The sequence below is a fragment of the Stenotrophomonas sp. S49 genome (genome assembly GCF_016624905.1).
Lineage (GTDB): Bacteria > Pseudomonadota > Gammaproteobacteria > Xanthomonadales > Xanthomonadaceae > Stenotrophomonas.
This window is the reverse complement of the sequence record NZ_JACVUD010000004.1, coordinates 88,768-99,287: the sequence shown is the minus strand read 5'-3', so window position 1 is coordinate 99,287 and position 10,520 is coordinate 88,768. Positions and strand designations below refer to the sequence as shown.

Below are 10,520 nucleotides of genomic sequence, written 5' to 3'. Positions count from 1 at the left end.
CCCGCGCTGCGCGCGATAGCCGACTGGGTAGAGTCGACTGTCAGTCGACTGCTCTTCCCACAGGCCGCGAAAAAACCCGCGCTGCGCGCGATAGTCGACTGACAGTCGACTCTACCGGGTCTGCGCCCTGCCAAACAAAAGGCCCGGCGTTCGCCGGGCCTTTCTGCAACTACGCCACTGCGGTGGGAATTACCAGATCACCACGCGCTTGTCGTCGGCGCGCACCATCGCATCGCCGGCCTTGCACTGGAACGCCGCGGCGAACGAAGGCATGTTCGACGGCGCGCCGTTGGCACGGAAGTTGGCCGGTGCGTGCGGATCGGTGTTCAGGCGCACGCGCAGCTCGCCATCGGTGAAGTTGCGGCGCCACACCGTGGCCCAGTTCATGAAGAAGCGCTGGTCCTGGCTGTGGCCATCGACTTCGACATTCGCCTTCGGGTCTTCCTTCAGCGCCATCTGCAGCGCGTCGTAAGCCACGGTCAGGCCGCCCAGGTCGCCGATGTTCTCGCCCAGGGTCAGCTTGCCCTTCACGAACACGCCCGGCACCGACTCGTAGCCGTCGAACTGCGCCACCAGCTGGTCGGTGCGTTCGGTGAAGGCCTTGCGGTCAGCGTCGGTCCACCAGTTGTCGAAGTTGCCGTTGGCGGCAAACTGGCTGCCCGAGTCGTCGTAGCCGTGCATCATTTCGTGGCCGATGACCGCACCGATGCCGCCGTAGTTCAGCGCCGGGTCGGCCTTGGCGTCGAAGAACGGCGCCTGCAGGATCGCCGCCGGGAACACGATCTCGTTCTTGGTGGCGTTGTAGTAGGCGTTCACCGTCTGCGGGGTCATGCCCCACTCGGTCTTGTCCACCGGCTTGCCGATCTTGTCCAGCATGTAGCGGTAGTTGAACGCGCGTGCCGCCTGCATGTTGCCCAGGTAGCTGTCGCCGTTGGTCTGCAGGCCCGCCCAGTCACGCCACTTGTCCGGGTAACCGATCTTCGGGGTGAAGCTGGCCCACTTCTCCAGCGCCTTCTTCTTGGTTTCCTCGCCCATCCACGGCAGCTGCTCCAGGCGTGCCTTCAGCGCCTGCGACAGGTTTTCCACCAGGTGCTGCATGGCCACCTTCGATTCGGCCGGGAACACCGCATCGACGTACAGCTGGCCCAGGGCTTCACCCATGCCACCGTTGACCGATTCCAGCACGCGCTTCCAGCGCGGCTGCATTTCCTTCTGGCCACGCAGGGTGGTGCCGTAGAAATCGAAGTTGGCCTTCTCGAAGGTGCTGCTCAGGTACGGCGAGGCATCGTCGATGGTGTGGAAGCGCAGGTAGGCCTGCCAGGTGCTGGCCGGCACATCGGCCAGCATCTTGTCCATTTCACCGAAGAAGCCCGGCTGGGCCAGCGAGAACTTCTGCGCAGCCGGCACCTTCAGGGTGTCAAACAGCGCGGTCCAGCTGAAGTTCGGGGTCAGCTTGTCGGCGTCGGCGGCGCTGAGCGGGTTGTAGCGCTTGGCCGGGTCACGCATTTCGATGCGCGACATTGACGCCTTGGCCAGGCGGGTTTCGAAGGCCATCACGGCCTTGGCCTGCTCGGCAGCCTGCGCAGCGTCCACGCCGGACAGGGTCAGCACCTGGGCGATGTAGGCCACGTAGGCATCACGGATTTTGGCCTGCGCCTCGTCGAAGTAGTAGCCCTTTTCCGGCAGGCCCAGACCGCCCTGGCCGACGTAGGCGATCACGTTGGCCGAATCCTTGTAATCGGCATTGGCGAACAGCGAGAACAGTACGCCCTTGCCCTCGCCCTGGCTGTCGCGCAGGTACTGGGTGATGGCGGCGGTGTCGTTCAGCGCGGCGATCTTGTCCAACTGCGGCTGCAGCGGCGCCAGGCCGGCGGCTTCGATCTTGGCTTCGTCGTTGCCGGTCTTCCAGATATCACCGATCTTGGCTTCCACCGAACCGGCCTTGGCCTGGCTGGCCGCGGCCTGCTGCACCAGCGCGTGCTGCACTTCCAGCGAACGCTCGCGCAGGATCTCGAAGCTGCCCCAGGTGGTCTGGTCGCCCGGCACCGGGTTTGCGGTCAGCCACTTGCTGTTGACGAAGCCGTTGAGGTCGGTACAGGCGGCGATCGACGGGTCCAGGTCGGCGCTGTTGAGCGAGATCAGCGGGGTCTTGATCTGCGACAGATCGAAGGCCGGCTTGGCATCGGCGGTGGCCGCCGGAGCGGTTTCATGCTTGCCACAGGCGGCCAGCGAGGCAGCGATGGCGATGGTCAGGCCCAGCGGGACCAGGTTGCGGACGTTCATGGAGTCTCTCTCCGACGGCGAATCCTCAAGCCTAGCCGGGCCGCGTGTGCGGGGGACCGGCCAAAGGTCACAGAGCGTATGCCGGGCCGTTACCATCGTCGGCCATGAAGACCCTGACCCTAGCCACACGCCTGGACGCGCCGCTGCGACTCCATCCCAACAATCCCCAGCTGGTGGGTGTTGAACACCTGCCAGGCGCCATTGCCGCGCAGATGGCCGAAGCGCCACGCGGGCACCTGTTGGCATGGTCCGCGGTGGAAGCCGGGATCGCAGGGTTCAGCCAGGACGGTCGCCATCTGCTGCTGCCGCTGCCGATACTCGGCGCCGGCATTGGCAGCATGCGGCCGGCCAAGGGGGGTGGCTTCATCACCCTGTTCGTGCGCACCGACAACGCCCAGATGCTCGATGTGCTGGGGAGCGATACGTTCGATCAGGCGGCGCTGGATGGATTGCTTGGACAGCGCGCGCCGTTGGGGGAGCTGCTGGGGTGTGCGCTGGATGTGGAAGACTGGGGGTATGACTGCTGAGGGCGCAGCCATCCAGGAGCAGTCGAGCAAGCTCGACTCTACGGATCGCACGGTAGAGTCGAGCTTGCTCGACTACTCCTTCCCAATCGCAAAAGGAAAGGCCGGCTTGCGCCGGCCTTCTGTTTCTTATTTCGCCTTGCCCTGGTTGGCCACGGCTTCGGCGGCCTTGCGCGCCGCTTCCGGGTCGCCCAGGTAGCGGAACGACTTCACGGTCAGATCGTCGTTCAGTTCAAACAGCAGCGGGATGCCGGTCGGGATGTTCAGCTCGAGGATTTCCTCGCGCGACACGTTGTTGAGGTACTTGTACAGCGCGCGCAGCGAGTTGCCGTGGGCGGTGACCAGCACGGTCTTGCCGTCCTTCAGCTGCGGCGCGATGGCGTCGTGCCAGTACGGCAGCACACGGTCCAGGGTGGTGGCCAGCGATTCGGTGCCCGGCAGGGCGTTGCGGTCCAGGCCGGCGTAGCGGCGGTCGTGGATCGGGTGGCCCGGGTCGTCCAGCTCCATCGGCGGCGGCGGGATGTCGTAGGAACGGCGCCACACCTTGACCTGGTCTTCGCCGTGCTTGGCGGCGGTCTCAGCCTTGTCCAGGCCCTGCAGGCCGCCGTAGTGGCGCTCGTTCAGGCGCCAGGACTTGTTCACCGGCAGCCAGTCCTGGCCCAGTTCGGCCAGCGCACCCTGCAGGGTGTGAATGGCGCGCTTCAGCACCGACGTGTGGGCGACGTCGAACTGCAGGCCTTCCTCGCGCATCAGGCGGCCCGCGTTGGCGGCTTCGCTGCGGCCCTGGTCGGTCAGGTCGACATCGACCCAGCCGGTGAAGCGGTTGTCCAGGTTCCACTGGCTCTGGCCATGGCGCAACAGTACGAGTTTACGGGTCACTGCAGGGTCTCCAACGCGAGGAAAGGCAGGCGGGCATTGTAGCCCCGCCGGGCGCAGCAGGGTCAGTTGGCCGGCTAGGTCGCGAGGAAGGCAACGCCGACCGGTAGAGTCGACTGTCAGTCGACTGCTCTTCCCTCGGCCATCGAAAACCCCGCGCTGCGCGCGATAGTCGACTGACAGTCGACTCTACCGCCGGTATCCCGGTCGCTAGCGGTGTACGTGGCCATGATGGCCCTGCGCATCATGGTCATGGCCATCGTCATGGTCGTGCGGGTGCTTCGCCGGCTGCCCGCAGGCTTCGCCGCAATGGTCGGCCTCGATCTGCAGGGTCACGTGATCGATACCGAACTCCTCGTGCAAGCGAGTACTCAGCGTGCGGCGCAGGGCGTCGGCATCGCTGCCTTCGCGCATCACCACATGCGCGGTGAGCGCCGGCGTGCTCGAGGCCAGCGCCCAGATGTGCAGGTCGTGTACATCCAGCACCGCTTCGTGGTCGCCCAGCCGTTCGCGTACCCGCGCCACATCGGTACCCTTGGGCACGCCTTCCAGCAGCACATTGATCGCCTCGCGCATCAGCACCCAGGTGCGCGGCAGCACCCATAGGCCGATCAGCACGGCCAGGATCGGGTCGATCGGCTTCCAGCCGGTCCAGCGGATCAGCAGCGCGCCCACGATCACCGCCACCGAACCGAGCATGTCGGCCCACACTTCCAGGTAGGCGCCCTTCACGTTCAGGCTTTCGCCGCTGCCGGCCTGCAGCAGGCGCATGGAAATCAGGTTGATCACCAACCCGATCGCGGCGATCACCAGCATGCCGGTCGAGGCGATCTCCTGCGGCTGGCGGAAGCGCTCGATCGCTTCCCACAGAATGTAGGCGGCCACCACGAACAGCATGGCGCCGTTGATCATCGCGCCCAACGCTTCCAGCCGCGCATAGCCATAGGTGCGCCGCGCATCGGGTGGCCGCCGGCTCAAGCGCACCGCCACCAGCGCGATCATCAGCGCCAGCGTATCGGTGGCCATGTGCGCCGCGTCGGACAGCAGCGCCAGGCTGTTGGTCCAGAACGCGCCCACCACTTCCACCAGCAGGAAGGTGGTGGTCAGCCCCAGCGCCCACCACAGCGGCTTTTCATGGCGGATTTCGGACGGCAGGTGATCGTGGTCGTGGCCCATGGCGAAGTTCCCGTGCAATGCGGTCAGGCTACGCCGCGCAGGCGCGGGAGACTATTACGCTGTTTATAACATTGCAGTGCGGGTCAGCCCTCACGCGCGCCGCGCAGGCTGCACCGCACGTAAACTGGCTGCGCAAATGCGCTCAACCGCGCACGCCCGCAGCCGATACCGCTACGCCGCCTTACACCGCACGAGAACACCGTGGACACACCCCATCTGGACGATGCCAGCCAACCGCTGGCCGAGGCCTGGCAGCACAGCCTGCAGCAGGCCGGCCCGGCTGCCACCGCACTGCTGCATCGCGTGGCCAGCGATGCCCCGCCGCTGCTGGCGCAGCGCTTCTATGAAGTCTTGCTGGACGATGCGCGCGCCCGTCGCTTCCTGTCCCACGAACAGGTGAAGCATCGCCTGCAGCCGGCCATGCAGCGCTGGCTGGTGCAACTGCTCACCACGGACATCGGCGCGGTCGCCAGCGGCGTTGCGGCGCAGCGGGTGATCGGCGATGTGCACGCGCGCGTGGGTATTCCGGTGGACCTGGTCACCCGCGGCGCACGGGTACTGAAACACGATCTGTTCGCACGGCTGCAAGCGCAGGCCAGCGACAGTGCCAGCGCATTTGCTGCCATCACCTGCCTGAGCACGGTGATGGACATTGCCATGGAAGGCATGACCCTGGCCTACACCCATGCCCGCGAGCGTTCATCGCGTACCGATGCGGCCTATCGCCTGTTCTCGCTGGTGCAGAACGTGAGCACCGAACGCGAGCGCCAGCGCGCCCTGCTGCTGGATTGGGAAAACGCTCTGCTGTACACGCTGGCCGGCCATGCCAGCAGCAGCGGCAGCGCCAGCCTGGCCACCTCCGAATTCGGCCTGTGGTTCACCCACAAGGGCATTCCCAGCTTTGGTGAAAGCAGCGAAACCCAGCAGGTGGGGAAGCTGATCGCCCGCATCGACAGCGGGCTGCAGCACGCCATCGCAGACACTCCCGCACAGCGCCTTGCGCAGCTGCCGGCCATCCGCGAGGACCTGGCCAGCATCCGCACGCTGATGACCCTGTTGTTCGAGCGCATCGGTGAACTGGACGCCGGCAGTGACACGCTGACCAACCTGCTCAACCGCCGCTTCCTGCCCACCGTGCTGCGCCGCGAGATCGAACTGGCCACCCGCCACCAGACCCCGTTCTCGCTCCTGCTGCTGGACCTGGACCACTTCAAGGCCATCAACGATGGCCACGGCCACGATGCCGGTGACCGCGCCCTGCAGCACGTGGCAACGCTGCTCAGCCAATCCACCCGGGGCAGCGACTACCTGTTCCGCTACGGCGGCGAAGAGTTCGTGGTGGTGCTGGTGGCCGCCAGCCAGTCGCAGGCGGCGGTCATTGCCGAGGGCCTGCGCCGGCAGATTGCGCAATCGCCGGTCGCGCTGGCCGATGGCACGGTGCTGTCTTTGAGCGCCAGCATCGGCGTGGCCGGCCACGATGGACACCCCGATTACGAACGCCTGATGGAACGTGCGGACGCGGCGATGTATGCGGCCAAACGGGGCGGCCGCAACCGGGTGGTGGTGGCCGATGCCGCGCTGCCCGAACCACCGGGACGGCGCGCACAACCGCGCTGAATCAGGCGCGGCGGCGAACGCGCGTCACTGCGCGATGCTTCGACCTTCGGCGCGCCGCCAGAACGCCCACCAGCCCAGCGCCAGCAGGGCAATGGCCGCGCCGGCCGCGCACACCGCGGCCCAGCCCCAGCGCATCTGCAACCAGGGGCCCAGCGCCCCGCCCACGCCGCTGCCCAGCGCATAGAACAGCATGTACAGCGCCACCAGGCGCCCATGCTGCTGTGGCGGCGCGCGCAGCAGCAGGGACTGGTTGGATACGTGCAGCGCCTGCCCGCCAAGATCCAGCACCACCACGCCCAGCAGCAGCACTGCCACCGACTGCGGCAGGCCCAGCAGCGGCCACCACGCCAACAGCATCAGCGCCAACGCCGCCAGGCTGACGCGGTGGGCGAACCCGCGGTCCATCCACTGCCCCACGCGTGCGGCCAGCGCGGCACCGAATGCGCCGGCCAGACCCAGCGCACCGATGGCGGCGGTGGACCAGCCCAGCGCCGGGGCCGACAACGGGAGCGGCACCGCGGCCCAGAACACGTTCAGCCCCGCGAACAGCAGCAGCGCCAACGGACCGCGTTCGCGCAGCGCCGGGTTGCCGCGCAGCATGGCGAACATGCCGGCATACAACGCACGTACGGACGGCAGCACCGCCGGTGCGGGCATGGCCGGCAGCCGTCGCCACAGCAGCAGTCCCACCGTCGCCACCATCACGGCAGACAGCAGGTACACCGCGCGCCAGCCGGCCAGCGCGGCCACGCTGCCCGACACCACGCGCGCCAGCAGCAGGCCGATGAACACTCCGCCCTGCACCATGCCCACAGCGCGCCCCCGTTCGTGCTCGGCGGCCAGGCCGGCCGTGCAGGCAATCAGCCCCTGGGTGAGCGCGGTACCGAGCAGCCCCACCAGCACCATGCCCAGCAGCAGCCCTGCAGGGCTCTTCGCCGCTGCCAGGCCCAGCAGCGCCAGCACCAGCGCGACCATCTGTAGTCGCAGCAATCGCCGGCGATCCAGCCGATCGGCCAGCGGCAGCAGCCCCAGCAAGGCCATCACGCTGCCGGCCTGGGTGGCCGCCACCACCCACCCAGCCAGCGCAGGCGCCAGCGCGAACGCATGGGCCAGCTCGGCCAGCAAGGGCTGCGCGTAATAGACATTGGCCACGCTGGCGCCCGCGGCAATGGCCAACAGCCCCCGCAGCGGTGAAGAAAGAGACGAAGGCATGATTGTGGTTTCATTTTGCAACCAGATGCACGGTAGCGATTCCGGTTTTAAACTGCAACCAGAATCCGGAGTCGCCCATGCACGCTGACAGCCCCTGCCCCGTTGCCCGCACCGTCGATCTGCTCGGCGACCGCTGGGCCCTGCTGATCCTGCGCGATGCCTTCGACGGCGTGGCCCGCTTCAGCGATTTCCAGCGCAGCCTGGGCGCGGCCCGCAACATCCTCAGCGACCGCCTGCGGCGCCTGCTCGACGCCGGGCTGCTGCAGCAGCAGCCCGCCGCCGATGGCAGCGCCTACCACGAGTACGTGCTGACGGCCGCCGGCCAGGACCTGTTTCCGGTGCTGGTGGCGCTGCGCCAGTGGGGCGAACGCCACTGCTTCGCGGCCGGCGAAGCACATTCGCTGCTGACCGAGCGCAGCAGCGGCCACGCCCTGCCCTACATGCAGCCGCGGGATCACACCGGCCAGCCGCTGCCCGCGCATGCCACCATGGTGCGCAAGCTGTAGGCGGTGGCATCCCCCGAATGGGGGACTCGACAGGGTCACCGGTGTCAAATAGCATTCAATTGCAATTGCATACGGTTCTCATTGACATCGGCGATGGCCGCTCCTACCTCTCCTTCTGCTGCCGGCACTGCGCCGGCCAAGCGCGTGGCGCGCGGTAACGGTCATACCCTGCTGTGGGCACGCGGGCTACTGGCGCTGCTGGGCGGTTACGCCGTGGCCGCCTGCTGGGCCGCCGCGCTGGCACGTCTGCTGCCCGGCGCGAAGGCCGATGCCACCCTGGTGGCCACCATGGCCGCATTCGTGGTCTACGCACTGGCCGCCATCTGGGCCTACGCCGCGCGCAGCACCCTGCGTGCCGCCGTGGGTCTGCTGGCCGGGGGCATAGTCGCTGTGCTGATCGCCTGGCTGCTGCGCGGGAACATCGCATGAGCAGCGCCGACAACCTGGGCGGCATCCGCCAATCGCAATCGGTGCTGCACACCTGGTCGGGCCTGGTGGTCGGCTGGGTGCTGTTCCTGATCTTCATTGCCGGCACCGCCTCGTACTGGAAGGAAGAACTGACCCGCTGGATGCAGCCGGAAATCGGCCTGCCCGCTGATGCCAGCACCGCCGTGAACCAGGCCCAGCAGTTCCTGGCGCGCACCGCACCGGACGCGCAGCGCTGGAGCATCGAACTGCCCGATTCGCGCAGCAGCGCCACCGCGGTCAGTTGGCAACCCAAGGGCGAGAAGGAACGCCGGCGCGGCCAGCGCAATCCCAACCAGGCCACCCTGGATGCCAACGGCACGCCCGTGCAGGTGCGCGAGACACGCGGCGGCAACTTCTTCTACCGCCTGCATTTCGATCTGCACTATGTGCCGGTGCTGTGGGCGCGGTGGTTCATCAGTGCCTGTTCCATGCTGATGCTGGTGGCGATCATCAGTGGGGTCATCACCCACAAGAAGATCTTCACCGACTTCTTCACCTTCCGCCGTGGCAAGGGCCAACGCACCTGGCTGGATGGCCACAACGCGCTGGCGGTGCTGTCGCTGCCGTTCCATCTGATGATCACCTACACCGGTCTGATCACCCTGATGACCCTGTACATGCCGTGGGCGGTGGATGCGAACTACCCCGGTGGCCGCGATGCGTTCTTCGCCGAACTGTTCCCGCGTGCGGAAAAGGTCGAGCCCAGTGGCGTGGCCGCTGTGCCGCCCGCGCTGGACCAGGTGCTGCGCCGTGCGGAACTGCAGTGGGGTGGTGGCCACGCGGCGTCGCTGCAGATCGACCAGCCAGGTGATGCGTCCATGCGCATTGCCGTGCGCCGCCAGCAGGCCGACCAGATTGCCGGGGCCAACGACACGCTCACCTTCGACGCGCGCGGCGAACTGCTGGATGCCGCGCCAGCACGCTCGGCCGCCGTGGTCACCCGCGACGGCATGATCGGGCTGCACGCGGCACGTTTCGCGCCCACCACGATGCGCTGGCTGTTTTTCCTGTCCGGCGTGGCCGGCACGTTGATGGTCGCCACCGGGCTGGTGCTGTGGACGGTGAAACGCCGCACCCAGCTGCCCGATCCTGCGCGTCCGCACCTGGGTTTCCGCATTGTGGAACGCCTGAACATCGGATTCGTCAGTGGCCTGCCGGTGGCCATGCTGGCCTTCCTGTGGGGCAACCGCCTGCTGCCGGTGGAACTGGCCAACCGCAGCGATGCCGAAGTGAAGGTGTTCTTCTACGCCTGGGCGGCCTGCCTGCTGCACGCGCTGCTGCGCCCGGCCCGTCGCGGCTGGGTGGAACAGCTGGCAGTGGCCGGCGTATTGGCGCTGGGCCTGCCGCTGTACAACCTGGTGGTCTGGCACGGTGGCGCGGTCAGTGCGCTGGCCAACAGTGACGGCGCCCGGGCCGGCATCGACATCGGCCTGCTGCTGATCGGTGCAAGCCTGTTGTGGGCCGCGCGCAAGGTGCATCGTTTCGTGCCGGCACAACGCAAGCCGCGTGCCGCACGCGCCGCCCCGGCGGCCGAGGCCAGCGCATGAGCGCGCTCGCCCTGCTGCTGGCGGCCTTCGGCTTCGTCTGCCTGGCGCTGGCAATGGAACGCCACCATCGCGACGTCACCGGTCATGCACCGGCCGCGCCGCGCCGCCGCGTGCTGCGCCTGCTGGGCGCGGCCGCGCTGGCGGCCAGCCTGGCACCCAGCATCGCCGCCTGGGGCGTTGCCCAAGGGTTCGTGGGCTGGTGTGGCGTGCTCGCCGCCGGCGCGGGCGCCATGGTGCTCTGGCTCAGTTTCCGCAGCCCGGCCAAGCCGGCGCCACGCCCGTCTTCCCGTTCCTGAACTAGAAAGGTCATT

General features: G+C 67.6%; 10 protein-coding genes. 6 read left to right on the top strand and 4 right to left on the bottom strand.

Annotation, left to right across the window (positions count from 1 at the left end; translation table 11 throughout):
- Positions 1-189 precede the first annotated feature (189 nt).
- Positions 190-2,283, bottom strand: a complete 2,094-nt coding sequence (locus IAE58_RS01985) for a M13 family metallopeptidase (RefSeq protein ID WP_199932200.1) — start codon at positions 2,281-2,283, stop codon at positions 190-192.
- Positions 2,284-2,387: 104 nt separating this feature from the next.
- Between IAE58_RS01985 and IAE58_RS01980 the strand changes: the two genes are divergently transcribed.
- Entirely contained in the window at positions 2,388-2,810 is a 423-nt protein-coding gene (locus tag IAE58_RS01980; RefSeq protein ID WP_199932199.1) for a hypothetical protein, read from the top strand.
- A gap of 126 nt (positions 2,811-2,936) precedes the next feature.
- On the opposite strand, the gene gpmA is transcribed toward IAE58_RS01980, so the two are convergent.
- Positions 2,937-3,686, bottom strand: a complete 750-nt coding sequence (gene gpmA / locus IAE58_RS01975; protein ID WP_108749003.1) for a 2,3-diphosphoglycerate-dependent phosphoglycerate mutase — start codon at positions 3,684-3,686, stop codon at positions 2,937-2,939.
- A gap of 207 nt (positions 3,687-3,893) precedes the next feature.
- Positions 3,894-4,859, bottom strand: a complete 966-nt coding sequence (locus IAE58_RS01970; RefSeq protein ID WP_199932198.1) for a cation diffusion facilitator family transporter — start codon at positions 4,857-4,859, stop codon at positions 3,894-3,896.
- A 201-nt stretch (positions 4,860-5,060) separates the two neighbouring features.
- Here IAE58_RS01970 and IAE58_RS01965 point away from each other — a divergent pair, with 201 nt between their 5' ends.
- On the top strand, positions 5,061-6,476 hold the full coding sequence (locus IAE58_RS01965) for a GGDEF domain-containing protein (protein WP_199932197.1): 1,416 nt from the start codon (positions 5,061-5,063) through the stop codon (positions 6,474-6,476).
- Positions 6,477-6,500: 24 nt separating this feature from the next.
- Here IAE58_RS01965 and IAE58_RS01960 read toward each other — a convergent pair whose 3' ends face one another.
- Positions 6,501-7,688, bottom strand: coding sequence for an MFS transporter (locus tag IAE58_RS01960; RefSeq protein WP_199932196.1), 1,188 nt, complete (start codon positions 7,686-7,688; stop codon positions 6,501-6,503).
- 77 nt (positions 7,689-7,765) lie between these two features.
- On the opposite strand from IAE58_RS01960, the gene IAE58_RS01955 reads away from it, so the two are divergent.
- The 4 genes from IAE58_RS01955 (at position 7,766) to IAE58_RS01940 (ending at position 10,505) form a co-directional block, all read left to right on the top strand.
- Positions 7,766-8,194: a helix-turn-helix domain-containing protein gene (locus IAE58_RS01955; RefSeq protein ID WP_199932195.1), complete on the top strand. Its 429-nt coding sequence runs from the start codon at positions 7,766-7,768 to the stop codon at positions 8,192-8,194.
- Positions 8,195-8,287: 93 nt separating this feature from the next.
- On the top strand, positions 8,288-8,623 hold the full coding sequence (locus IAE58_RS01950; RefSeq protein WP_199932194.1) for a DUF3649 domain-containing protein: 336 nt from the start codon (positions 8,288-8,290) through the stop codon (positions 8,621-8,623).
- On the top strand, positions 8,620-10,209 hold the full coding sequence (locus IAE58_RS01945) for a PepSY-associated TM helix domain-containing protein (RefSeq protein WP_199932193.1): 1,590 nt from the start codon (positions 8,620-8,622) through the stop codon (positions 10,207-10,209). Before IAE58_RS01950 ends, IAE58_RS01945 begins: the two co-directional genes overlap by 4 nt.
- A complete protein-coding gene (locus IAE58_RS01940) occupies positions 10,206-10,505 on the top strand; it encodes a DUF3325 domain-containing protein (RefSeq protein WP_199932192.1) in 300 nt (99 codons plus the stop codon). Before IAE58_RS01945 ends, IAE58_RS01940 begins: the two co-directional genes overlap by 4 nt.
- The last annotated feature ends 15 nt before the right edge of the window (positions 10,506-10,520 follow it).

What these genes read in the sequence shown, in the direction of transcription:
- IAE58_RS01950 (WP_199932194.1), top strand. Translation starts at nt 8,288, where the DNA reads ATGGCCGCTCCTACCTCTCCTTCTGCTGCCGGCACTGCGCCGGCCAAG.
- IAE58_RS01970 (WP_199932198.1), bottom strand. Translation starts at nt 4,859, where the DNA reads ATGGGCCACGACCACGATCACCTGCCGTCCGAAATCCGCCATGAAAAG.
- IAE58_RS01960 (WP_199932196.1), bottom strand. Translation starts at nt 7,688, where the DNA reads ATGCCTTCGTCTCTTTCTTCACCGCTGCGGGGGCTGTTGGCCATTGCC.
- IAE58_RS01940 (WP_199932192.1), top strand. Translation starts at nt 10,206, where the DNA reads ATGAGCGCGCTCGCCCTGCTGCTGGCGGCCTTCGGCTTCGTCTGCCTG.
- IAE58_RS01955 (WP_199932195.1), top strand. Translation starts at nt 7,766, where the DNA reads ATGCACGCTGACAGCCCCTGCCCCGTTGCCCGCACCGTCGATCTGCTC.
- IAE58_RS01945 (WP_199932193.1), top strand. Translation starts at nt 8,620, where the DNA reads ATGAGCAGCGCCGACAACCTGGGCGGCATCCGCCAATCGCAATCGGTG.
- IAE58_RS01980 (WP_199932199.1), top strand. Translation starts at nt 2,388, where the DNA reads ATGAAGACCCTGACCCTAGCCACACGCCTGGACGCGCCGCTGCGACTC.
- IAE58_RS01985 (WP_199932200.1), bottom strand. Translation starts at nt 2,283, where the DNA reads ATGAACGTCCGCAACCTGGTCCCGCTGGGCCTGACCATCGCCATCGCT.